We start from the raw sequence: 23,869 nt of genomic DNA, 5'->3' as shown, positions 1-23,869 counted from the left end.
GGCGGGGCGGGACCTCGGAAGGAGGTCCCGCCCCGCCTCGGGAACAGGTGGGCCGACAGGCCCGCGCGCGGCGTCAGCGCCGGCTCAACGCCCGCTGCCGGACCACGCCGATCACCGTCAGCACCAGGCCGAAGCCACCGGTGAACAGCAACTGGATGCGCTGGTTATCGTCGCGCAGCATCAGCACCAGGACCACCGCGACGCCGGCCAGCGCCACCCACGTCAGATACGGGAAGGCCCACATCTTCACGATGAGCTTCTCGGGCGCCTCGCGCTCCAGCCGCCGTCGGGTACGCAGCTGGGCGACGGCGATGAAGCCCCAGACCACCAGGACCGCGGCGCCGACCATGTTCAGCAGCCACTGGAAGACGGTGGTCGGCCACCAGAAGCTGAGCAGCACCGCGAAGAACCCGAACATGGCGCACAGCAGCACCGTCCGGCGCGGCACCCCGCCGCTCACCTTGCCGAGGAAGGCCGGGCCCTGGCCGCGGGCGATCAGCGAGTACGCCATCCGCGACGAGCCGTAGATGTTGGCGTTCACCGCGGAGAGCAGCGCGATCAGGATGACCACGTTCATGATCTGGCCGGCCGCCGGGATCTTGAGGTAGTCGAGCACCGCCACGTACGGGCCGCTCTTGGCGATCGACGGCGCGCTCCACGGGATGACGGTGACGATGACCGCCATCGAGCCGACGTAGAACAGGGCGATCCGCCACATCGCGGTGCGCACCGCGCGGGCCACGCCGCGGGCCGGGTCCTTGGACTCGGCGGCCGCGATGGTCACCGTCTCCAGGCCGCCGTAGGCGAACACCGACGCCAACAGACCCACCATCAGTCCGTCGACGCCCTTGGGCAGGAAGCCGCCGTCACCGGTGAGGTGGCTGGTGCCGGGGGCCGAGGTGCCGGGCAGCAGGCCGAAGATGGCCAGCACGCCCAGGATCAGGAAGAGGGCGATCGCCGCGACCTTCAGGGCGGCGAACCAGAACTCGAACTCGCCGAAGTTGCCGACCGCGGTCAGGTTGGTCGCGGTGAACACCACCATGATCAGCAGGACCCACATCCACGGCTCGGTGGACGGGAACCACTGGTGCAGCACGTCCGCGGCGCCCAGCGCCTCGGCCGCCACCGCCACGCACAGCAGCGCGGTGAACATCCACCCCACGGTGAAGCCCGCCCAGGAGCCTATGGAGCGCTCCGCGTGCACCGAGAAGGAACCGGAGGACGGCTGCGCCGCGGACATCTCGCCGAGCATCCGCATGACCAACATGACCAGTGCGCCCGAGACGGCGTACGCCAGCACGATCGACGGGCCGGCCGCCGCGATGCCCTCACGGGAGCCGACGAACAGGCCCGCCCCGATCACCCCGCCGAGGGCGATCATCGAGAGGTGGCGCTGTTTGAGGCCGTGTGACAGCGCGCCGCCGTCCTGGCCGGTGCCCGGGGCCGCGGCGTTCCGCGCACCGGCGGACGCGGCGGACGAGGGTGTCCGATTCATGTCGTACCTGTCCCAGTAGGTGAGATGCGGGCGGGGCGATACTGCGTTCTCCCGGGGCCGCGGACGGCTCACTCCGGGGTCCTCGGCAAAGCTGGCTCAGTCTGAGTGTCCCTGTCCGCTCAGGGCAACAGTCGTGCAGCGATTGTTCGGTATTCAGACGCGATCGTGACCGAGAGTGTCTGATACATCGTCGAATGTGGCGAGATGTGAGGTACATCTCAAAGGCGACCTATCCGCGCGGAACCGCCCCAACGGGCCGGCGCGCCCCACGGCGGCCCGTCGCCCGGCGTCCGGCCCTCAGCCCCGCACCCGACGGGCCCTCAACTCCCGCAACCCCGCCACCACCAGCACCGCGGCGGTCGCACCGGCCGACCACAGCAACTGCGGCCGGGCGGTGTCATCGGTCAGCATCAGCACGATCACCACGCCCATCGCCGCCAGCGCCACCCACGTCAAATAGGGGAACGCCCACATCCGCAGCACCAGCCGCTCCGGCGCCTCCCGTTCGATTCGCGGCCGCAGCCGCAACTGGGAGACCGCGATCAGTCCCCAGACGAACAGCAGCACCGCACCGACCGCGTTGAGCAAGTACAGGAACACCGAATCCGGCCACTTCAGGTTGAGCAGCACCGAGACGAAGCCGAACGCCACCGACGCCAGCACCGCCCGCCGCGGCACCCCGCCGCCGGACACCCTCAACAGCCCGCGCGGCGCCTCGCCGCGCTCGGCCAGCGAGAACACCATCCGCGACGAGCCGTAGAGGTTGGCGTTCAGCGCCGACAGCAGCGCCACGAACACCACGACGTTCATGATCTGCCCGGCACCCGGTACCCCGACGCGGTCCAGCACCATCACGTACGGGCTCTTGCCCGGCTCCATCGACGACCAGGGCAGCACGGTGACGATGACCAGCATCGAGCCCACGTAGAAGAAGAGGATCCGCCACACCGCGCTGCGCACCGCCCGGCCCACCGCCCGCGCCGGATCGTCCGACTCGGCCGCCGCGATGGTGACGACCTCCAGGCCGCCGAAGGCGAACACCACCGCCAGCACGCCGGAGACCACCCCGGACCAGCCGTGCGGCAACAACCCGCCGTGCCCGGTCAGGTTGGTCAGCCCCACCGACTCGGTGTCCGGCAGCACCCCGAAGACCGCCAGCAGGCTCAGGGCCAGGAAGAGCACGATCGCGGTGACCTTCAACGTCGCGAACCAGAACTCGAACTCACCGAAGTTCTTCACCGCGGCCAGGTTGGCGACGGTGAACACCACCATGAAGAGCAGCACCCACCCCCACTGCGGCACCGCCGGCAGCCAGCCGTGCGCGATCTGCGCCGCGCCGGTGGCCTCCACGGCCAGCACCACCACCAGCAGGAACCAGTACAACCAGCCCACGCTGAAACCGGCCCACCGCCCGAGCGCCCGCTCCGCGTGCACCGAGAACGCCCCGGAGGCCGGCATCGCCGCGGACATCTCCCCGAGCATCCGCATGATCAGCATGGCCAGCGCCCCGGCGATCAGATAGGACAGCACGATCCCCGGTCCGGCCACCGCGATCCCCGCGCCGGAGCCCACGAACAGCCCCGCCCCGATCACCCCGCCCAGACCCAGCATCGTCAGGTGGCGCTGCTTGAGCCCCGCGGACAGCGGCTCTTTCTCGACCAGGGGCGGTGCGTCGTGCATCGGCTCGTAACTCTCGCAAGGGGCGGGATCGCCGCCCGGTTTGGGGGAACTCCACAGGTGACCGCGGAGCCGTCCCAGTGTCCCCGCCCCCGGCCGGCTAGCACAAAACCGGCCACGCACCACCGCCCGGCCCGTGACGAGCATCACGTGACCTGCGAAGACGTATCGCGCGCCGAAGGGCTCGGGCATTCTGGCGGTTGTCCGGAACTCCCCAAGCGGGCCGGTACGGCTTTGTCACCGCTACACGATGATCGCCGCCGCCCCCCTGAACTAACGTCATCACGTCCCGCCGGACCGCTCCACCCGGACGGTCCCCTCACACCCGCGGAGTCCCCTGATGAGCACAGCCGCCCCCACCCTCCTGCCCGGAGCGGTCCTCGCCGACCTGCTGCCGGCCGCCACCGCCACCCGCGCCCGCGTCCGCGACGCCGCGCTGGTCGCCGGCGGCGCCGTGATCACCGGCATCGCGGCCCAGATCGCGGTCCCGGTCCCCGGCTCCCCGGTCCCGGTCACCGCCCAGACCTTCGCCGCCCTCCTGGTGGGCACCTCGCTCGGCGCCCGCCGCGGGCTGCTGTCGCTGGCGCTCTACGCCCTGCTCGGCATGGCCGGCGTGCCGTGGTTCGCGGGCGGCGCCTCGGGCGCCGGCGGGGCCACCTTCGGCTACGTCCTCGGCATGCTGCTCGCCGCCACCGCCGTGGGCGCACTGGCCCGCCGCGGCGGCGACCGCGGGGTGCTCCGCACCGCCGCCACGATGGTCGCCGGCAACGCCGTGATCTACGCGATCGGCGTCCCCTACCTCGCGCTGAGCACCGGCATGTCCTTCGGCCAGGCCGTCGCCGTCGGGATGGTGCCGTTCCTGATCGGCGACGCCGTCAAGATCGCCCTGGCGATGGGCGCGCTGCCCACCGCCTGGAAGCTGGCCGGCCGCCGCGGCTGACCGCCCGCACCGACGCCGGCGGGGCCCGCACCCACCCTGGGTGCGGGCCCCGCCGGCTGTCCGCGTCGTCACACCTGCTCGGGCGCCTCGGCCGCCGCGACCGGTTCCGCCGCGCGCGGGCGCCGCTTCTGGAGCACCAGCCCGGCCGCCAGCACCACCACGGCCGCCACCACCGACAGCACCATCTGCACCCGGCCGTCCTTGTCGTAGAACATGTAGCCCACGACGAAGACGATCAGTGCGATGGTGGCGTACGTCAGCCACGGGTACAGCCACATCCGCACCGTCAGCCGCTCCGGCATCTCCCGCTCGATGGTCCGGCGCATCCGCAGCTGCGAGAAGCAGATGACCAGCCAGACGAAGAGCGCCACCGCGCCCGAGGAGTTCAGCAGGAACTGGAAGATGGTGTCCTTCGAGGTGTAGCTGAAGATCGTCGCGATGAACCCGAAGGCCACCGACGCCCAGATCGCCACCGCCGGCACGCCGCCCTTGTTGACGGTCGCGAACGCCTTCGGCGCGTCGCCGCGCTCACCGAGCGAGAACGCCATCCGGGACGCCGTGTAGAGCCCGGAGTTCAGGCAGGACAGCACCGCGGTCAGCACCACGACGTCCATCACCACGTCCGCTCCCGGGATGTGCAGCGACTTCAGCACCGCCACGTACGGGCTCTTCGTCACCTCCGGGTCGTCCCACGGCAGCAGCGTCACGATCACCGCGATCGACCCGATGTAGAAGAGCGCGATCCGCCAGATCACGCTGTTCACGGCCTTGCGGACGGCCGCCACCGGGTTCGGCGACTCGCTCGCCGCCAGCGTCACGATCTCGCTGCCCATGAAGGAGAAGACCACCAGCAGCATTCCGGAGAGGATCGCCCCCGGCCCCTGCGGCAGGAACCCGCCGTGTCCCAGGAGGTTCGCGGTGCCCACCGCGTGGTGCCCCGGCGGCAGTCCGAAGATCGCCAGCGCGCCGATCACGATGAAGATCACGATCGCCACGACCTTGATGCCGGCGAACCAGAACTCGAACTCGCCGAACGATCCGACCGACACCAGGTTGGTGCCGGTCAGCACGATCATCACCAGCAGCGCCCAGGCCCACTGCGGCACCGCCGGTATCCAGCCGGTCAGGATCGATGCCGCCGCGGTCGCCTCGACCGCCAGCACCACCGACCAGAAGAACCAGTACAGCCAGCCGATGGTGAAGCCGGCCCAACGGCCCAGCGCCCGGTCCGCGTACGCGGAGAACGAACCGGAGGTGGGGGAGGCCGCGGCCATCTCGCCCAGCATCCGCATCACCAGCACGACCAGCAGACCGGTCAGCGCGTACGAGAGGAGGATCCCCGGGCCGGCGGCTTTGATGCCGGCCCCGGATCCGACGAACAGGCCGGCGCCGATGACTCCGCCAATGGCGATCATGGACAGATGGCGGTTCTTGAGGCCGGCCTGGAGCCCTTCGGGCGACCGGTTCGCGGAGCCGTTGCCGGGTTCACCGGCGGCAGGAACCGCGTGGGAGGTAGGCGGGTGCGCGCCCATGTGCACCGTCCTTCGATGGTTCTCGGTGTCGAACCCAGGCATTAGAACGTTGTTAACGACCGTTTGGAAGAGTTGAATCCCGATCGTTGTCGTTACTGGTGAGTTGCCTGAAGATGCAGGCCGCGGCGTCGGGGACGGGCCGCCGCCCCGCTGGCGTCTACCCCGCGAACGGCATGCCACACTCGTGCCATGCGCGTGTACATCGGTTCCGACCATGCCGGCTTTGACCTCAAGAACCACCTCGTCGACTGGCTCAAGGCCCACGGCCACGAGCCCGTCGACTGCGGTCCCCACATCTACGACGCCCAGGACGACTACCCCCCGTTCTGCCTGCGCGCCGCGGAGAAGACCGCCGCCGACCCGGAGGGCCTCGGCATCGTGATCGGCGGCTCCGGCAACGGCGAGCAGATCGCCGCCAACAAGGTCAAGGGCGTCCGTGCCGCGCTGGCGTGGAGCGAGGAGACCGCCAAGCTCGGCCGCGAGCACAACAACGCCAACGTCGTCTCGGTCGGCGGCCGGATGCACACCGTCGAGGAGGCCACCCGCTTCGTCGAGGTCTTCCTGGCCACCCCGTACTCCGGCGAGGAGCGGCACACCCGCCGCATCGAGATGCTCGCCGCCTACGAGACCACCGGTGAGCTCCCCCCGATCCCGGCCCACCACCCGCAGCAGGACTGACCCCGGCACCGGCCGGCCCGTGCCCACCCGTACCGCGCGGCGGAACGGGTGGGCACGCCGGTCGCCGGGCCGCACCCGAAACCGCCATCCGTCCGGAGGACACCACCCCATGCCCGAGGGGCACACGATCCACCGCCTGGCCGCGGACCACCGCGAGCGGTTCCAGGGACGGACGGTCCGCGCGAGCAGCCCGCAGGGCAAGTTCGCCGAGGGCGCGGCGCTCGTCGACGGCCAGGTCATGGAGACGGCCGAGGCCCACGGCAAGCACCTCTTCCTCGGCTTCGGCCCCCATCGCTGGATCCACGTCCACCTCGGCCTCTTCGGCAAGCTCGGCTTCGGCACCACCCCGGCCCCGCCGCCCGCCGACACCGTCCGGCTCCGGCTGGTCGGCGGCGGCCACCACGCCGACCTGCGCGGCCCCACGGCCTGCGCACTGATCACCGGCGCCGAGAAGCAGGCGATACACGAGCGGCTGGGCCCCGACCCGCTGCGACCGCACGACGACGGCGACCGCGCCTGGCAGCGGATCGCCCGCAGCCGCACCACCGTCGCGGCGCTGCTGCTCGACCAGAAGGTCATCGCCGGCGTCGGCAACGTCTACCGCGCCGAGGTCCTCTTCCGGCACGGCATCGACCCCTACCTCCCCGGCCGCGCCCTGCGCCGGGACCAGTGGGACGCCCTCTGGGACGACCTGGTCGCCCTGATGCAGGAGGGCGTGAAGAACAACCGGATCGACACCGTCCGCCCCGAGCACACCCCGGAGGCCATGGGCCGCCCGCCCCGGGTCGACGACCACGGCGGCGAGGTCTACGTCTACCGCCGCACCGGCGCCGCCTGCCACCTCTGCGGCAGCGAGATCCGCACCGCCGACCTCGCCGCCCGGAACCTCTTCTGGTGCCCCGGCTGCCAGCCCGCCGCAGCCCGCCCCTGACCGACCCCGCGGGCGGCACCGGCAACCGTCAGAAGCCGTGCGGCAACCACGGCGCCACGTCCGACCCGAACGCCACCGACGCCGTCGCCAGCGCCCCGGGCCGTACCTCCCGCACCCGCCCGGCCGCGGCCAGCGCCGACAGCGCGAACCCGCCCAGGTAGGCCGAGCCCAACTCCCGTACGGACAGCGCGAGTTCCGCCGGATCGGTGGTCCGCTCGCAGCTCGCGCCCTTCGCGTCCCCGGACAGCCGCCAGCGCCCCGCGTTCCACGGACAGACGTCGTCGGCCACCTCCAGCACCACGTCCACCGGCGCCTGGTACGTCCGCGCCGCCAGCGCCGCCCCGACGTCCACCGGCCGGACGAACAGCGCCTCGCGCACCCCGAGCCCGCACCGCCGCTGGTCGGCCACCATGTGCAGCAGCGGGTCGTCCACCGGCCGACTGCGCACCTGCACCGACGACGTCAGGTCGATCCCGAACAGATAGCGCCACAGCGCCGCGTACGCCACCGCATCCAGCGCGTCGATCTGACGCAGCAGCACCGTGCCGCACGGCCCGGCGTGGTCCCAGTCGGGCTTGACGGCGTACCGGGCGTAGCCCCGCACCTCGCCGTCCACCTCGGCCAGCACGCACTGCAGCTGACCGGCCCCCTGCCGCTCGTCCGCCGGGTCGAGCACCCCCGACCGCTCCCAGTGCGGGCGGCGCGCCAGCATCCCGGGCCGGGTCGGCACCAGCCGCCCGTAGACCTCCTCGCACGCGGCGAGCGCCGCCACCGGGTCCACCAGCCGCAGCCGGACGCCGTCCGTGCCGGGCAGCTCCGGCGCGGCCAACCGCACGGTGTCCACGGTCATCCGCAGGTCCTGGGTGGCCGGGCCGTATCCGAACCGCCCGTAGATCGCCGGCTCGGTGGCGGTCAGCACCGCCAGCGCCTCCCCGCGCTCGTGCACGTCCGCCAGCTGGTGCCGCATCATCGAGCGCAGCACGCCGCGCCGCCGGTGGGTCGGCTGGACGCTGATCAGAGTGACCCCCGCCACGGCCAGTTCCGCGCCGCCCGGCACCGTTAGTCCGAACGAGAACGATCCGCCGGTGCCGACGATCTCCGCGCCGTCCCGGACCGCGAACGCCCGCTCGACCTCGGTGATCGACCGCCACCACGCGCGTCGCTCCGGCCCGTCGGGAACCCCGCCGAACGCCACGTCCAGCTTGTCGTACCAGGCATCCCACTCGGCGTCCCGCAACTGCCGCAACTCTGTTGTCATGAGCCATCCCTAGCAGCCGTCCCTCCGGCCGCGCGACCGCATTTCGAACGTGAATTCCCGGCAATTCCCCGGGGTGACGTGCAACGAATCGACGCGCCGCCGAACGGGTGGATAAGGTCCCAGGACAATGACACGCGGCGCGGGAGCGGAAAGCCTGAGGGCCCGGATGCGCAAACGGCTGCACCGGGCCCGGATCGGCATGCGCAAGGCCGGGGTCGACTACTTCCGCGGCGACGGCTCCGACTGGGTCGCCCTGGCCGCCCTGCTCGCCGCCGTCCCCGCCATCGCCCTCGGCACCCTCTGGCACCCGGAGTGGATCGCGCCGACCGCACTGGTCCTCCCGATCATCGCCGGCGGACTGCTGCTGCGGCCGGCCAACCTCCTCGCCCTGTACGCGACCTCCGCCGCCGCCCTGATCGTCGAGGCGGCGCTGTTCGGCCCGTACGACGAGGGGCGGGACCGGATCACTCCCGGCACGGTCCTGGTGGTCGCCGCGGTCGGCCTCTCCGGGCTCCTGGTCGCGCAGTTCCGCAGCCGGGTCGGTGTGCCCTGGCGACGCGGCGGCACCATGCTCTTCGACCTGCGCGAACGCATCCGCGTGCAGAGCAAACTGCCCAAGCTCCCGGACGGTTGGCACCACGAGATGGCGCTCCGCCCGGCCGGCGGCCAGTCCTTCTCCGGCGACTTCGTGGTCGCCTCCCGCACCCAGGACGGCAACGTCCTGGAGGTCGTGCTCACCGACGTCTCCGGCAAGGGCATGGACGCGGCGTCCCGGTCGCTGCTGCTCTCCGGCGCCTTCGGCGGCCTGCTCGGCTCGCTCCCGCCGCACGGCTTCCTGCCGGCCGCCAACGGCTACCTGCTGCGCCAGGACTGGGACGAGGGCTTCGCCACCTCCGTCCACCTCGTCCTCGACCTGGAGTCCGGCGACTACGAACTGTTCTCCGCGGGGCACCTCCCCGGCCTCCAACTCAGCGCCGGGACCGGCCGCTGGGAGGAGAAGGCGGGGGAGGGGCCGCTGCTCGGCGTCTACGACGGCGCCCAGTTCGACCCGGTCAAGGGCACGCTGCGCCCCGGCGACGTCCTGATGCTGTTCACCGACGGTCTGGTGGAGGCCGCCGACCGCGACATCGCCGAGGGCATCGACCGGCTGACCGGCGAGGCCGAGCGCTACGTGCACGCCGGCTTCGCCGGCGCCGCCTGGCACCTGATCGAGGCCGTCGCCAAGGACGTCAACGACGACCGGGCGCTGCTGCTGATCTGTCGGGACGGCTGACCGCCGCCGCATCGGCCGCGTCCGCCGCCCCCGGGGCCTCCGGTGCCGCCGCCCGCGCCGCGCCGCCGCCCGGCAGCACCCGGGCCAGTACGCCGGAGCGGCCGGCCGCCAGCGGGCCGAGGACGGCCAGGACCAGCACGTAGCCGGCGATGAACGGGGCCAGCCGCTCGTCGAGTCCGGCCGCCGCCGCCATCGTGGCCAGGATCAGTGCGAACTCGCCGCGGGCCAGCAGCGCGGTGGCGATGTTCGCGGCCGGCCCGGGGCCGAAACCGTAGATCCGGGCCGCGACCAGCCCCGCGAGGACGTTCATCAGCAGGGTCAGCGCCACCGCGATCAGCACCGGCCACACCACGCTCGGCAGGTCCCCGGGGTCGATGGAGAGCCCGAACGCGAAGAAGAAGATCGCCCCGAACGCGTCCCGCAGCGGGTGCACCAGCTTCCGGATCCGCGGCCCGGAACTCGTCCCGCCGAGCATCAGCCCCACCATGAACGCCCCGATGGCGTCCGCGACGCCGAACCACTCCGAGACCCCGGCGACCAGGACGGCGGCACCGAGGAAGGAGATCACCAGTAGTTCGTTGTCCTTGGTGGCGATCAGCCGGCCCACGACCCGGGTGCCCCAACGGGCCGCCGCGGCGAGCAGCAGCAGGAAGCCGAACGCCTTCCCGGCGGCCGGCGCCGCCGAGGCGAGCGAGTCGGCCCCGGAGAGCACCGGTTGCAGCGCGGCCAGATAGAGGGCGAGGAAGATGTCCTCGACGACGATGATGCCGAGGATCGGCTTGGTCTCGGGATTGCCCAGCCGGCCGGTGTCGACCAGCACCTTGGTGACGATCGCGGACGACGAGATGCCGAGCACCCCGGCGAGCACCAGCGCCTCGGACGTGCCCCAGCCGAGCGCGAAGCCGAAGCCGAGACCGGCGCCGACGTTCAGCGTCAGGTACGCCCCGCCGGCCAACGCCATCCGGCGCCCGCCCGTCTTGAGGTCGTCGACGTGGAATTCCAGGCCCAGGTAGAAGAGCAGCAGCACCAGGCCGAGGAGGGAGAGCATCTCCAGGTCGTGCGGGTCGGCGACCAGCACGATGCCGGGGGTGTTCGGACCGAGCAGGATTCCGGCCAGGATGAACAGGGGGATGGTGGGGAGTCCGATCCTCCCGCCCAGGCGGGCGAGGACGGCGGCGGCGAGAAAGGCACCGCCCATGGCGATCAGGGTGTCTGCGTGTCCGATGGGCCCGTTCCTCCTGGTCGTCAGCGCGCCGTCAGTGTGACTCCGGGCACGTCCCGGTCGCACACGAGGTCAAGACAGCGTCAAGAACTGGTCAATATTTAGGTTACCAAACCATTAACCAGTGACCGTTGTGCGGCGGTGCGAGGGTGTTTGGGGGCCGGTCCGAGGGGGTGCGGGGGCCCCTCGGGCCGACCGGAAGCCGCTCGGAATGAACGATCGGGAACGAGCAAAGCGTTGGCCGATGATTCGTCACCCGCCTGCAATGGGCAGGGAGTTGGTGGCACGATGGGTGCCGGGGGTGTGCGCGGCATGCCCCAGGGCCGGTGAGGCGTTCCGACCGAGGGTGTGATCAGTTGTGGCTCTGTCGCTATCCGTTGTCCTGATGTTGGGCATCATCTTGGTCGTACTGATCAGACAGAAGGCGATCAAGGCCGGACCGGCATTCGTCGCCATACTCTTCGGCTTCTTCCTTGCCTCCACGGGCATGGCGCCGTCGATCAACAGATTCTTGAATTCCATCGCGCAGACCATCAACCACATCACGTTCTAGGGCTGCGCCCGGAACGCGCGTGGTCCGCAGGCCGGACGTCAGGGGGTCCGTCCGCCCCCGGTCCGCGTCAGTGCGTCGCGTACGGCATCCTCGCTGCGCCCCACCAGCGCCGATCCGTCGTCGGCGGTGATGATCGGCCGCTGGATCAATTGCGGGTGCGCCGCCAGCGCCTCGATCCACCGCTCCCGGTCGGCTTCGGCGCGCCCCCACGTCTCGACGCCCAGTTCCCTCGCCTCGGCCTCCTGGGTCCGGGTGATGTCCCAGGGCTCCAGGCCCAGTCGTTCCAGTACGGCGCGCAACTCGTCGGCGCCCGGCGGCTCCTCCAGATACTTCCGCACGGTGTAGTGGGCGCCCTCGGCGTCCAGAATCTCCACCGCGGCACGGCACTTGGAGCACGCGGGATTGAGCCAGATCTCCATGCGGGCCACCCTAGGGAATCCCGTTGCGGGAGAGAAGTGGTGGTGCGGAGCGGTCCCGCCGCGGGCCGCACCGGCGGGAACGCGAAGACCCCCGGGCGGACGGCCCGGGGGTCTCTCTCGTGAGCGGGCGACGGGAATCGAACCCGCGTAGCCAGTTTGGAAGACTGGGGCTCTACCATTGAGCTACGCCCGCGAGCGCCAACGGGTCGGTGGGACCCCGGCACGCAGAGCATCGTAGCGGGTGGAGGCGGTCGAGTGCACACCGCATCGCGCTCCTCAACAACGGGCAGCCACACCGTCCGCGGCCATGTACCCTACGTGTCGCACCGACGGGGTGTGGCGCAGCTTGGTAGCGCGTCCGCTTTGGGAGCGGAAGGTCGTCGGTTCGAATCCGGCCACCCCGACCAGTAGGTTCACGGCCCGCGCGACGGAAAGCGGGCATAAGCGACCGTTCAAGATCGCGTTGTGGGTGTCCTCCTCCTTGCGGTTACTATGCAAGCTGCGTGCCCGTATGTCTCTGTACCGGGCGCGATCGGCCGGGCCGGGAAATAACCGGACGCCGGCGGATCTCAGGCAAAACCCCCGAAGTCAGCCCAAGGAGACCGAACCGTGAAGAGCGCCGTGGAGACCCTGAACCCGACCCGGGTTCGGCTCACTGTCGAGGTGCCCTTCGAGGAGCTCAAGGACAGCCTCGACGCGGCGTACAAGAAGATCAACCAGCAGGTCACGGTGAAGGGCTTCCGTCGCGGCAAGATCCCGGCCCGCGTCATCGACCAGCGGTTCGGTCGCGGCGCCGTGCTGGAAGAGGCCGTCAACGACGCGCTCCCGAAGTTCTACACCAGCGCGGTCAACGAGGCCGAGCTCAACGTCCTCGGCCAGCCCGAGGTCGACATCACCGAGCTCAAGGACAACGAGCTGCTGGCCTTCACCGCCGAGGTCGACATCCGCCCGGCCCTGGAGATCCCGGACTACTCCGGCATCGAGGTCGAGGTCGACGCCGTCGAGGTGTCGGACGAGGACGTCGAGAAGTCCGTCGAGCAGCTCCGCGAGCGCTTCGCCACCACCGCCGTGGTCGAGCGCGCCGCCGCCGACGGCGACGTGGTGACCGTGGACCTGGAGGCCAAGGTCGACGGCGAGGTGCTGGCCGACGGCATCGCCAACGGCGTCAGCTACACCATCGGCTCCGGTGAGCTCCTCGACGGCATCGACGAGGCCGTCACGGGCCTGGAGGCCGGCGGCAGCGCCACCTTCACCTCCGAGCTCAAGGGCGGCTCCGCCCAGGGCAAGGAGGCCGAGGTCAAGGTGGACGTCACCGAGGTCAAGGCCCGCGAACTCCCCGAGCTGGACGACGAGTTCGCCCAGATGGCGAGCGAGTTCGACACCCTCGACGAGCTCAAGGCGGACAGCCGCAAGCGCCTTGAGCGGATGAAGAAGTTCGACCAGGCGACCCAGGCCCAGGAGAAGGTCCTGGAGGCGCTGCTCGAGCTGATCGAGGTCCCGATCCCCGAGAAGCTGCTCGAGGACGAGATCCGCACCCGCAAGCACAACCTGGAGCACCACCAGCTCGGCCAGATGGGCCTCGACCTCGCGAAGTACCTGGAGATCCAGGGCAAGACCGAGGAAGAGTTCGACGCCGAGACCAAGGAGCAGGCGGAGAAGGGCATCAAGACCCAGTTCGTCCTCGACGAGCTGGTCAACAAGGAGAAGCTCAACGTCAGCCAGGAGGAGCTCACCGAGCACCTCATGCGGCGTGCGCAGTCCTCCGGCATGAGCCCCGACCAGTTCGCCCAGGCGGTCGTCGAGGGTGGCCAGGTGCCGATGCTGGTGGGCGAGGTCGCCCGCGGCAAGGCCCTCGCGGTGGTCGTCGAGGCGGCCGCGGTCAAGGACACCAACGGCGAGGTCGTCGACCTGGAGGACGAGGAGGAGACGGAGGCCGCCGAGGCCGTCGTCGCCGAGGCCGAGGGCACCGACGAGAAGGCGGAGAAGTCCGAGGCCTGAGCCTCGGCCGTACCGCTGACCGACTGATCACGGGCCCGAACGCGCACGTCCGCGTGTTCGGGCCCGTGTGTCGTCCCGGTCCGTGAGCCTGCGCTCACAGCGAACAGTTATCGGTCTGGGATGGCGTTGTCCGACCTGCGCGTTAGGGTCCGTAGATACGAGGGCAGGGGACTTGCTGAAAGCGCGCCGGACGCACCACGCGGCGCAGTCCCCGGCCCCTGAAGACGACGCTGAGACGGCCCCGAGCCGTCCGACAACGAGCAGGTGGACACGTGACGATCCCGATGCCTTCCGCCGCCGCTGAGCCGACCTTCGGTGGCCTCGGCGACCAGGTCTACAACCGGCTGCTCGGCGAGCGGATCATCTTCCTCGGCCAGCCGGTCGACGACGACATCGCCAACAAGATCACGGCGCAGCTGCTTCTCCTCGCCGCTGATCCGGACAAGGACATCTACCTCTACATCAACTCTCCGGGCGGCTCGGTCACGGCGGGCATGGCGATCTACGACACCATGCAGTACATCAAGAACGACGTGGTCACCATCGCCATGGGCCTCGCCGCCTCGATGGGGCAGTTCCTGCTGAGCGCCGGCACCCCGGGCAAGCGCTTCGCACTGCCGAACGCGGAGATCCTGATCCACCAGCCGTCCGCGGGCCTGGCCGGCTCGGCCTCGGACATCAAGATCCACGCCGAGCAGCTGCTGCGCACCAAGAAGCGCCTGGGCGAGCTCTCCGCGCTGCACACCGGCCAGACGCTGGAGCAGTGGACCAGGGACGCCGACCGCGACCGCTGGTTCTCCGCAGATGAGGCCAAGGCGTACGGCCTCATCGACGACGTCATGCCCTCCGCCGCCGGCGTTCCGGGCGGGGGCGGCACCGGGGCCTGAGCCCCGGCCCACGCTCCGCAGTCGACCCCCAGCCCCATTTCGCCACCAGGACGGTGAACCTCCAGATGAACAACTTCCCCGGAAGCGGTCTCTACGAGAGCCCGAAGGCCGAGTTCTCCGGCATGCCCGCGGAGTCCCGCTACATCGTTCCGCGCTTCGTCGAGCGCACCTCGCAGGGCGTGCGCGAGTACGACCCGTACGCGAAGCTCTTCGAGGAGCGGGTGATCTTCCTCGGGGTGCAGATCGACGACGCCTCCGCCAACGACGTCATGGCGCAGCTGCTGTGCCTGGAGTCGATGGACCCGGACCGAGACATCTCGGTCTACATCAACAGCCCCGGTGGCTCCTTCACGGCGCTGACGGCGATCTACGACACGATGCAGTTCGTCAAGCCCGACATCCAGACCGTCTGCATGGGTCAGGCGGCCTCCGCCGCGGCCGTGCTGCTGGCCGCCGGCACCCCGGGCAAGCGCATGGCGCTGCCCAACGCCCGGGTCCTGATCCACCAGCCGTTCAGCGAGACCGGCCGCGGTCAGGTCTCCGACCTGGAGATCGCCGCCCGCGAGATCCAGCGGATGCGCACGCAGCTGGAGGAGATGCTGGCCAAGCACTCGTCCACGCCGATCGAGAAGATCCGCGAGGACATCGAGCGTGACAAGATCCTGACCGCCGAGGAGTCCCTGGCGTACGGTCTGGTCGACCAGATCGTCTCGACGCGGAAGAGCTCGGTCTCGGTCTGATCGCGATCTTCGCGAATTGCGCCGGAGCGTTGCCCCCTTGGACCGAGTGAACCGAGTCGGTCCAAGGGGGGCCCGTACGGGGGGCCCGGCAAGGTACCGTCGATAGGCAAGCACCCGGGTCCGCGGAGCGATGCGGATCCCAGGCGAAGGGGATTCACCTCGTGGCACGCATCGGTGACGGCGGCGACCTGCTCAAGTGCTCGTTCTGCGGAAAGAGCCAGAAGCAGGTGAAGAAGCTCATCGCGGGACCTGGTGTGTACATCTGCGACGAGTGCATCGATCTCTGCAACGAGATCATTGAGGAAGAGCTCGCCGAGACCTCCGAAGTGCGCTGGGAGGAACTCCCCAAGCCGCGCGAGATCTACGAGTTCCTCAACGGCTACGTCGTCGGCCAGGAGCCCGCCAAGAAGGCGCTCTCCGTGGCCGTGTACAACCACTACAAGCGCGTCCAGGCGGGCGAGAACGGCCCCGGCCGCGGCGACGAGGGCATCGAGTTGGCGAAGTCCAACATCCTGCTGCTCGGCCCCACCGGCTCCGGCAAGACCCTGCTCGCGCAGACCCTCGCCCGGATGCTCAACGTCCCCTTCGCCTTTGCCGATGCGACGGCACTGACCGAGGCGGGCTACGTCGGCGAGGACGTCGAGAACATCCTCCTCAAGCTGATCCAGGCCGCGGACTTCGACATCAAGAAGGCCGAGACCGGCATCATCTACATCGACGAGATCGACAAGGTCGCCCGGAAGAGCGAAAACCCGTCGATCACCCGGGACGTCTCCGGCGAGGGCGTGCAGCAGGCGCTGCTGAAGATCCTGGAGGGCACCACCGCCTCGGTCCCGCCGCAGGGCGGCCGCAAGCACCCGCACCAGGAATTCATCCAGATCGACACCACCAACGTGCTGTTCATCGTCGGCGGTGCCTTCGCGGGGCTGGAGAAGATCATCGAGGCCCGGTCCGGCGCCAAGGGCATCGGCTTCGGCGCCACCATCCGTTCCAAGCGCGAGATCGAGTCCAAGGACCAGCTCCAGGACGTGATGCCGGAGGACCTGGTGAAGTTCGGGATGATCCCGGAGTTCATCGGCCGCCTCCCCGTCCTCACCTCGGTCCACAACCTCGACCGCGAGGCGCTCCTGCAGATCCTCGTCGAGCCGCGCAACGCCCTGGTCAAGCAGTACCAGCGGCTCTTCGAACTCGACGGCGTGGAGCTGGACTTCGACCGCCCGGCCCTGGAGGCCATCGCCGACCAGGCGATCCTCCGTGGCACCGGCGCCCGCGGCCTGCGCGCCATCATGGAGGAGGTCCTCCAGGCGGTGATGTACGAGATCCCGTCCCGCAAGGACGTCGCCCGCGTCGTCATCACCGCGGACGTGGTGCACTCCAACGTCAACCCGACCCTGGTCCCGCGCACCCGCGGCGACTCCGGCGAGCCCCAGGAGAAGAGCGCGTAGCCGCCCTCCCCTCGCTCGCCTCCCAACAGGACCGCCCGACAGCCGAGTTGCTGTCGGGCGGTTCTGCGGTGTGGGGGGACGGGACCGTGGTGGTGGCACGGCATGCGGGGGTGGGGCCGGGCTGCCGCTACTTCTCCTTGCGGACCTCGTTGCGGATCTTGGCGGTCTTCTCCGCGAGCTGCTCGGCGCCGGGGGTGGTGGCGGAGCCACCGCCGTTGGGGTTCGGCGCGGCCATCATGGTGACGACGCCGAGGGCGCTGTTGTCGCCCCACATGCAGACGGAGGCGGTGACGGGCACGGACATCCCGCTCGCCGAGTAGGTCAGCTTCTTCGTCTCGCACTTCATGACGGAGCCGTCGAAGTCGCCGGGCGAGTACTCGGTGAGCGGCGTGACGTCCTCGACCTTCGGGCTGCTGGGGGTGCCGCCGCCCTTCGCGAGGTTGGTGTTGAACTGGGCGAACGCCTGCGTCACGGCGCCCTGCGGATCGGCCACGTCGCCGTACATGCCGCTCACCGACATGCCCAGTCCGGCCACGTCCTTGTACTTGCCGCCGACGCCCTTGCCGTTGGAGATGCCGAACTTCTTCATCTCCTGGTCGTTCGAGAAGTCCGTGGGGCTGCCCACGGCACCGCCCGTGGTGTCCTTGCTGAACTGCCCGCTGAGCAGCTTGTCCGGCAGGGCGATCGTGTACGGCTTCACCTTGCCGCCCGAGCCGAAGGCGAAGTAGGCGCCGACGGCGATCGCCGCGACCACCGCGACCCCGCCGGTGATCAGGGCGATCTTCTTGCCGTTGCCGCCGGACTCCGGCTCCTGGGGGATCGTCCCGTAGGGCGTCTGCTGGCTGCCGTAGGGCGACTGCTGGCCGTAGGGGGGCTGTTGGGGCTGGCCGTAGGGCGGCTGCTGGGCCTGCTGCGGGAACTGCTGCTGCGGCGGGAACTGCTGTGGCGGGGCCTGCTGGGGGTAGCCGTAGCCCTGCTGGGGAGGCACCGGGCCGCCCTGCTGAGGGGGCACCGGGCCGCCCTGTTGGGGGTAGCCGTAGCCGGGCTGCGGGGCGGGCGGCTGCGGCTGGCCGTAGGGGCCCGGCTGCGGGGGCTGCTGCCCGTACGGACCCGGCGGCGGCTGGTTGTAGCTCATGGAGCGGTTCCCCTCGTGACTGCTGGTGACGCCGGGATGCCGCGGGTGACATCCGGGTGTGTGGTGATGCGCTGCGGCCATCCTGTATGACGCTGCTGACAGCCGGCGCCTCGGGGGCGAAACCGATTCGAAGCCGCTACATCCGCGCCCGTACACTGTCGGTCGTGACCGAGAACACTCAGCAGCCCAAGCACAGCGTCCCCGAACTGCCGACTCAGTACACGCCGGCCGATGTAGAGGGGCCGCTGTACGAGCGCTGGGTAGAGCGGGGCTACTTCGAGGCGGACGAGAAGAGCGAGAAGCCGCCGTACACCATCGTCATCCCCCCGCCCAACGTCACCGGCTCGCTCCACCTGGGCCACGCCTTCGAGCACACGCTGATCGACGCCCTCACCCGCCGCAAGCGGATGCAGGGGTACGAGACGCTCTGGCAGCCGGGCATGGACCACGCCGGCATCGCCACCCAGAACGTGGTCGAGCGCGAACTCGCCAAGGAGGGCGCCTCGCGCCACGACCTCGGACGCGAGGCGTTCGTCGAGCGCGTCTGGCAGTGGAAGGACGAGTCGGGCGGCCAGATCTCGGGCCAGATGCGCCGGCTCGGTGACGGCGTCGCGTGGTCGCGCGAGCGGTTCACCATGGACGAGGGCCTCTCCAAGGCCGTCCAGACCATCTTCAAGCGGCTCTACGACGACGAGCTGATCTACCGCGCCGAGCGCATCATCAACTGGTGCCCGCGCTGCCTGACCGCCATCTCCGACATCGAGGTGGAGTACCAGGACGACGACGGCGAGCTGGTCTCGATCCGCTACGGCGAGGGGGACACCTCGATCGTCGTCGCCACCACCCGCGCCGAGACGATGCTGGGCGACACCGCCGTCGCCGTCCACCCCGACGACGAGCGGTACGCGCACCTCGTCGGCACCGAGATCGAGCTGCCGCTGACCGGCCGCAGCATCCCGGTCGTCGCCGACGAGCACGTCGACCCGGAGTTCGGCACCGGCGCGGTCAAGGTGACCCCGGCGCACGACCCGAACGACTTCGAGATCGGCCGCCGCCACGGCCTGGCGAACCTGGCCGTCCTCGACGAGCGCGGCGTGATCACCGCGCACGGCCCGTTCCAGGGGCTGGACCGCTTCGAGGCCCGGTCGGCGATCGTCGGCGCGCTGCGCGCCGAGGGCCGGATCGTCGCCGAGAAGCGCCCGTACACCCACTCCGTCGGGCACTGCTCGCGCTGCAAGACCACCATCGAGCCGCGGCTGTCGATGCAGTGGTGGGTCAAGGTCGGCCCGCTGGCGAAGGCCGCCGGTGACGCGGTCCGCGACGGCAAGGTCGCCATCCACCCGAAGGAGATGGAGTCCCGGTACTTCGGCTGGGTCGACAACCTCCACGACTGGTGCATCTCGCGGCAGCTGTGGTGGGGCCACCGCATCCCGGTCTGGTACGGGCCGAACGGCGAGGTCGTCTGCGTCGGCCCCGACGACGAGGCGCCCACCGGCGAGGGCTGGCACCAGGACACCGACGTCCTCGACACCTGGTTCTCGTCCGGGCTGTGGCCGTTCTCCACGCTGGGCTGGCCGGAGCAGACCCCGAGCGTCGAGAAGTTCTACCCGAACTCCGTCCTGGTCACCGGCTACGACATCCTCTTCTTCTGGGTCGCCCGGATGATGATGTTCGGGCTGTACGCGATGGACGGCACCCCGCCGTTCCACACCATCGCGCTGCACGGCATGGTCCGCGACCAGTTCGGCAAGAAGATGTCCAAGTCCTTCGGCAACGCGGTCAACCCGCTGGACTGGATGGACGCCTACGGCTCGGACGCGGTCCGCTTCACCCTGGCCCGCGGTGCCAACCCGGGCGTCGACGTGCCGATCGGCGAGGACTGGGTCCAGGGCTCCCGCAACTTCGCCAACAAGATCTGGAACGCCACCCGCTTCGCGCTGATGAACGGCGCGACGGTGGAGGGCGAACTGCCGCCCGCGGACGCGCTGTCGGCGACCGACCGGTGGATCCTCTCCCGGCTCAACTCCGTCGTCGCCGAGGTCGACGCGTACTACGACGACTACCAGTTCGCCAAGCTGTCGGACACCCTCTTCCACTTCGCGTGGGACGAGGTCTTCGACTGGTACGTGGAGCTGTCCAAGACGACGTTCATGGCGGGCGGCCCGGCCGCCGACGCCTCCCGCCGCGTGCTGGGCGAGGTCCTGGACGTCACCCTGCGGCTCCTGCACCCGGTCGTGCCGTTCGTCACGGAGACGCTGTGGACGACCCTGACCGGCGGCGAGTCGGTGGTCATCGCCGAGTGGCCGACGGACTCGGGCTTCCGGGACGCGGCGGCCGAGCGGGAGATCGAGACGGTCCAGCAGGTCGTCACCGAGGTCCGCCGGTTCCGCTCCGACCAGGGCCTGCAGCCGGGCCAGAAGGTCCCCGCGCGGCTGGACCTGACCGGTACGGCGCTGGCGCCGCACGAGGCCGCCATGCGGTCGCTGCTGCGCCTGACGCCCACCGGCGAGGACTTCACCGCCACCGCGTCCCTGCCGGTCGCCGGCGCCACCGTCGCCCTGGACCTGTCCGGCGCGATCGACGTCGAGGCGGAGCGCAAGCGGCTGACGAAGGACTTGGCGGCGGCCGAGAAGGAGTTGGCCCAGACCACCGCCAAGCTCGGCAACGAGGCGTTCCTCGCCAAGGCCCCCGAGCAGGTCAAGGAGAAGATCCGGACCCGCAAGGCGGCCGCCGAGGCCGACATCGAGCGGATCACCGCGCAGGTGGCGGCCCTGCCCACGGCGTAGCCGGCGGCGCCGGCCGACCGCCGGCCCCCGCAGTCCCTTCCGCAGGCCCCTCGTCCATCCGGGCGGGGGGCCTGCGCCGTCCCCGCCGTCCACCGCGGTCGCCGCGCTCGCGGACCGGCCAGAGCAGGACGTACGCGGTGGAGACCGCGACGAACGCCAGCCGGATCAGGCCCCGCGCGGAGTCGTCCGGGACGGCGAAGACGCTGCCGTAGAGGATGAGCAGCGCCAGCCAGCTCCACCAGGGCACCAGCCGGCGCTGCCCGATGACGTCCCACAGCAGGGTGCCGAGCAGCACCGACGCGGTGTAGTAGGTGTAGACGCTGGGGTCCAGCACGATCCGGGCGTTGGCGCCGAGCAGCACCACCGCCGCCCAGCGGCCCCGCCAGACCGCGAGGCCGCCCAGCACCAGCCCGAGGGCGAACTGCGCGGGGCGGACCCAGCCGGGGGTCTCGGGGTCGTCGGCGCCCAGCCAGCGCAGCGCGGACGCCGGCTGGTTCGGGATGGCGAACTTGGCTGCGGCGAAGGACTGGGCGTCGCCGAGGAAGAACGGCAGCCAGGCGACGGCGACCAGCCCGGCGCACCACAGGGCGGCCTTGAGCCACCTGTCCCGGGGGAGCGCCAGCAGCAGCGGGACGAAGGCCAGCGCGGTCGGCTTGGAGTCCATCGCCAGTGCCAGGAAGGCCCCGGTCAGGGCGGCGTTGCCGCTGGTGACGGCGCGCACCGCGAGGGCGGTGAAGAACAGGGCCAGGACGTCGTCGAGGTGCCCGAAGCGGACCGACACCTCGATCCACATGGGGATGAACGCCAGCCCGGCGATCAGCACCCGCTGGCGCAGCCGCTGGTGGTTGGTGCCGGTGCCCAGGAAGTGGTGGGCGGCGCTGCGGCCGGCCAGCACCAGGATGACCAGGCCCAGCGCGGACATCAGGGCCGCGGCGAGGAACTGGCCGGTGGCCTCCGGGAACGGGTTGAACAGCCCGGCCGTCAGGAAGCTGATCGGCCCCATCTGGAGCTCGGGGTGGTGCGCGTAGAGGTTGAGGCCGCCGGTGCCGTCGCCGGAGCTGCCCTGGTAGATCAGCTCGCCGCCGGTACGCAGGTAGTGCCAGGAGAAGCCGCCGTGCGGTTCGACGATCATGAACCACAGCACGGTCCATGCGGTGAGCAGCACCAAATGCATCCGCTGACTGATTGCCGGCACGCCTCTTCAGCTCCTGCTTTCCCGATGTGCGACGACCGCGGTGCGCGCGGTCCGGAGGGTTTTCCAGACCCCGCCGTGCAAGAGGGCCCCGCGCGGCGGAAAGGTTGTCCCGTCCGACGGTCCGATCGCTCACATCCAGGTGGTAGGCGGTTCTCATGACGCTCTCATGAAGGCGAGGCACCGTGGAGCGGAATGCCGGAGTTCCGGCGGAAACGCACGTCCGGTCCCGCCCAGCACCCAGGAGCCGCGCCACATGAACAGACCCCTGCGACGGATCTCGGTCTTCTGCCTCGCCCTGGTCCTGGCGCTGATGGGCTGGGCCACGTGGATCCAGGGCGCGAAGGCCAGCGACTACCGGGAGGACCCGCACAACCCGCGGGTGAACATCGCCAAGTACTCGGCGCCACTGGGCAACATCCTCGTCGACGGCCAGCCGGTCACCGGCTCCGCCGCCACCTCCTCCTCCCTGAAGTACAAGCGGACCTACAAGGACGGCCCGCTCTACGCCCCGGTCACCGGCTTCTCCTCGCAGATCTTCGGCAGCACACAACTGGAGAGCCTCTACGGCGACCTGCTCGGTGGCAGCGACAGCCGGCTCCAGAACCCCGCCGACACCCTGCTGCACGAGCGCCCCAAGGGCGGCGACGTGGCCACCACCATCGACCCCAAGGTGCAGAAGGCCGGCTACGACGCGCTCGGCGACAAGACCGGCGCGGCCATCGCCCTGGACCCGGCGACCGGCCGGATCCTGGGCATGGTCAGCACCCCGTCGTACGACCCGGGGAAGTTCGCCGGCTCCGGCACCGCCGACCAGAAGGCGTGGCAGGCCCTGGCGAACGACTCCGCCCAGCCGAACCTCAACCGCGCGCTGCGCCAGCCGCTGCCGCCCGGCTCCACCTTCAAGCTGGTGGTCGCCGCCGCCGCACTGGAGAACGGCCTGTACTCCTCGGTCGACCAGCCCACCACCAGCCCCAACCCGTACACCCTCCCCAACACCCGCACCCAGCTGACCAACGAGAGCGCCTCGGCGCCCTGCGAGAACGCCACCATCCGCACCGCGCTCCAGTACTCCTGCAACACCGTCTTCGCGAAGATGGCGGTCGACCTGGGCAAGGACAAGGTGCGGGCGCAGGCCGAGAAGTTCGGCTTCAACGACGCCAAGATGGACGTCCCGGTGCGCGCCACCAAGAGCGTCTACCCCTCCGACATGGACCAGGCGCAGACCGCCCTCTCCGGCATCGGCCAGTTCGACGACCAGGCCACCCCGCTCCAGATGGCGATGGTCGCCTCGGCGATCGTCAACGGGGGCGACCTGAAGACCCCGCAGCTGGTCGACAAGCTGACCGACGGCGGCGGCAACACCGTCCAGCAGAACGACCCGAAGACCTACCACAAGGCGATGTCGAGCCGGACCGCCGCGCAGCTGCGTTCGGCGATGCAGACGGTCGTGGACAAGGGCACCGGTTCCAACGCGAAGATCGACGGAGTGACCGTCGGTGGCAAGACCGGCACCGCCCAGCACGGCGTCGACAACAGCGGCACCCCGTACGCCTGGTTCGTCTCGTACGGGGACGACGGCAAGGGGCACCAGGTCGCGGTGGCCGTGATGGTCGAGGACGGGCACGCGGCCCGCAACGAGGTCTCCGGCAACGGCCTCGCCGCCCCGATCGCCAAGGCGATGATGCAGGCGGCGCTGTCCTGACCG

The 23,869-nt window shown here is 70.5% G+C and carries 19 protein-coding genes and 2 tRNA genes; 12 read left to right on the top strand and 9 right to left on the bottom strand.

The window, feature by feature from the left end; genetic code table 11:
* Positions 1 to 73: 73 nt before the first annotated feature.
* Entirely contained in the window at positions 74 to 1,495 is a 1,422-nt protein-coding gene (locus tag ACLJT4_RS26585; RefSeq protein WP_411125847.1) for an amino acid permease, read from the bottom strand.
* Between the two features lie 297 nt (positions 1,496 to 1,792).
* On the bottom strand, positions 1,793 to 3,175 hold the full coding sequence (locus ACLJT4_RS26580; protein WP_411125845.1) for an amino acid permease: 1,383 nt from the start codon (positions 3,173 to 3,175) through the stop codon (positions 1,793 to 1,795).
* A gap of 337 nt (positions 3,176 to 3,512) precedes the next feature.
* Between ACLJT4_RS26580 and ACLJT4_RS26575 the strand changes: the two genes are divergently transcribed.
* Complete coding sequence (locus ACLJT4_RS26575; RefSeq protein WP_233657713.1) at positions 3,513 to 4,112, top strand: biotin transporter BioY; 600 nt, start codon at positions 3,513 to 3,515, stop codon at positions 4,110 to 4,112.
* A gap of 68 nt (positions 4,113 to 4,180) precedes the next feature.
* On the opposite strand, the gene ACLJT4_RS26570 is transcribed toward ACLJT4_RS26575, so the two are convergent.
* Complete coding sequence (locus ACLJT4_RS26570; RefSeq protein WP_411125842.1) at positions 4,181 to 5,644, bottom strand: amino acid permease; 1,464 nt, start codon at positions 5,642 to 5,644, stop codon at positions 4,181 to 4,183.
* Positions 5,645 to 5,833: 189 nt separating this feature from the next.
* On the opposite strand from ACLJT4_RS26570, the gene ACLJT4_RS26565 reads away from it, so the two are divergent.
* Together ACLJT4_RS26565 and ACLJT4_RS26560 are read left to right on the top strand one after the other, a co-directional pair.
* Entirely contained in the window at positions 5,834 to 6,322 is a 489-nt protein-coding gene (locus ACLJT4_RS26565; protein WP_411125840.1) for a ribose-5-phosphate isomerase, read from the top strand.
* 109 nt (positions 6,323 to 6,431) lie between these two features.
* Positions 6,432 to 7,253, top strand: coding sequence for an Fpg/Nei family DNA glycosylase (locus tag ACLJT4_RS26560; protein WP_411125838.1), 822 nt, complete (start codon positions 6,432 to 6,434; stop codon positions 7,251 to 7,253).
* A gap of 28 nt (positions 7,254 to 7,281) precedes the next feature.
* Here the strand turns inward: ACLJT4_RS26560 and ACLJT4_RS26555 are convergent, their stop codons facing one another.
* The gene (locus ACLJT4_RS26555) at positions 7,282 to 8,511 is read right to left on the bottom strand and encodes a GNAT family N-acetyltransferase (protein ID WP_411125836.1); all 1,230 of its coding nucleotides are present in this window, start codon (positions 8,509 to 8,511) and stop codon (positions 7,282 to 7,284) included.
* A gap of 127 nt (positions 8,512 to 8,638) precedes the next feature.
* Between ACLJT4_RS26555 and ACLJT4_RS26550 the strand changes: the two genes are divergently transcribed.
* On the top strand, positions 8,639 to 9,784 hold the full coding sequence (locus ACLJT4_RS26550) for a PP2C family protein-serine/threonine phosphatase (protein ID WP_411125834.1): 1,146 nt from the start codon (positions 8,639 to 8,641) through the stop codon (positions 9,782 to 9,784).
* On the opposite strand, the gene ACLJT4_RS26545 is transcribed toward ACLJT4_RS26550, so the two are convergent.
* Entirely contained in the window at positions 9,741 to 10,982 is a 1,242-nt protein-coding gene (locus tag ACLJT4_RS26545; RefSeq protein ID WP_411125832.1) for a cation:proton antiporter, read from the bottom strand. The two genes, ACLJT4_RS26550 and ACLJT4_RS26545, sit on opposite strands and share 44 nt — an antisense overlap.
* A gap of 382 nt (positions 10,983 to 11,364) precedes the next feature.
* Here ACLJT4_RS26545 and ACLJT4_RS26540 point away from each other — a divergent pair, with 382 nt between their 5' ends.
* Positions 11,365 to 11,559, top strand: coding sequence for a hypothetical protein (locus ACLJT4_RS26540; protein WP_037635111.1), 195 nt, complete (start codon positions 11,365 to 11,367; stop codon positions 11,557 to 11,559).
* Between the two features lie 38 nt (positions 11,560 to 11,597).
* Here ACLJT4_RS26540 and ACLJT4_RS26535 read toward each other — a convergent pair whose 3' ends face one another.
* Entirely contained in the window at positions 11,598 to 11,978 is a 381-nt protein-coding gene (locus tag ACLJT4_RS26535; protein ID WP_411125829.1) for an ArsC/Spx/MgsR family protein, read from the bottom strand.
* 122 nt (positions 11,979 to 12,100) lie between these two features.
* Positions 12,101 to 12,171, bottom strand: a tRNA-Gly gene (locus ACLJT4_RS26530).
* Between the two features lie 137 nt (positions 12,172 to 12,308).
* Here ACLJT4_RS26530 and ACLJT4_RS26525 point away from each other — a divergent pair.
* From ACLJT4_RS26525 to clpX, 5 genes are all read left to right on the top strand, one after another.
* Positions 12,309 to 12,385 (top strand) — tRNA-Pro (locus tag ACLJT4_RS26525).
* Between the two features lie 202 nt (positions 12,386 to 12,587).
* Positions 12,588 to 13,976, top strand: coding sequence for a trigger factor (tig, locus tag ACLJT4_RS26520; protein WP_016574022.1), 1,389 nt, complete (start codon positions 12,588 to 12,590; stop codon positions 13,974 to 13,976).
* 284 nt (positions 13,977 to 14,260) lie between these two features.
* Entirely contained in the window at positions 14,261 to 14,863 is a 603-nt protein-coding gene (locus ACLJT4_RS26515; RefSeq protein WP_174505036.1) for an ATP-dependent Clp protease proteolytic subunit, read from the top strand.
* A gap of 65 nt (positions 14,864 to 14,928) precedes the next feature.
* On the top strand, positions 14,929 to 15,603 hold the full coding sequence (locus ACLJT4_RS26510; RefSeq protein WP_411125826.1) for an ATP-dependent Clp protease proteolytic subunit: 675 nt from the start codon (positions 14,929 to 14,931) through the stop codon (positions 15,601 to 15,603).
* A gap of 161 nt (positions 15,604 to 15,764) precedes the next feature.
* Positions 15,765 to 17,048 carry an ATP-dependent Clp protease ATP-binding subunit ClpX gene (gene clpX, locus ACLJT4_RS26505; RefSeq protein WP_016574019.1) on the top strand — a complete coding sequence of 428 codons (1,284 nt, stop codon included), beginning with the start codon at positions 15,765 to 15,767 and terminating at the stop codon, positions 17,046 to 17,048.
* Between the two features lie 127 nt (positions 17,049 to 17,175).
* Here clpX and ACLJT4_RS26500 read toward each other — a convergent pair whose 3' ends face one another.
* Complete coding sequence (locus ACLJT4_RS26500) at positions 17,176 to 18,183, bottom strand: hypothetical protein (protein ID WP_411125824.1); 1,008 nt, start codon at positions 18,181 to 18,183, stop codon at positions 17,176 to 17,178.
* A 164-nt stretch (positions 18,184 to 18,347) separates the two neighbouring features.
* Between ACLJT4_RS26500 and ACLJT4_RS26495 the strand changes: the two genes are divergently transcribed.
* Complete coding sequence (locus tag ACLJT4_RS26495) at positions 18,348 to 20,969, top strand: valine--tRNA ligase (protein ID WP_411125822.1); 2,622 nt, start codon at positions 18,348 to 18,350, stop codon at positions 20,967 to 20,969.
* Here ACLJT4_RS26495 and ACLJT4_RS26490 read toward each other — a convergent pair.
* Positions 20,935 to 22,143, bottom strand: a complete 1,209-nt coding sequence (locus ACLJT4_RS26490; RefSeq protein ID WP_411125951.1) for a hypothetical protein — start codon at positions 22,141 to 22,143, stop codon at positions 20,935 to 20,937. The two genes, ACLJT4_RS26495 and ACLJT4_RS26490, sit on opposite strands and share 35 nt — an antisense overlap.
* Before the next feature lie 274 nt (positions 22,144 to 22,417).
* On the opposite strand from ACLJT4_RS26490, the gene ACLJT4_RS26485 reads away from it, so the two are divergent.
* On the top strand, positions 22,418 to 23,866 hold the full coding sequence (locus tag ACLJT4_RS26485) for a peptidoglycan D,D-transpeptidase FtsI family protein (RefSeq protein ID WP_411125820.1): 1,449 nt from the start codon (positions 22,418 to 22,420) through the stop codon (positions 23,864 to 23,866).
* Positions 23,867 to 23,869: the final 3 nt, after the last annotated feature.

The sequence above is a fragment of the Streptomyces sp. x-19 genome (assembly GCF_046549115.1).
Lineage (GTDB): Bacteria > Actinomycetota > Actinomycetes > Streptomycetales > Streptomycetaceae > Streptomyces > Streptomyces albulus_C.
The sequence above is the reverse complement of the archived record's forward strand: the minus strand, read 5'-3'. Positions and strand labels throughout refer to the sequence as shown.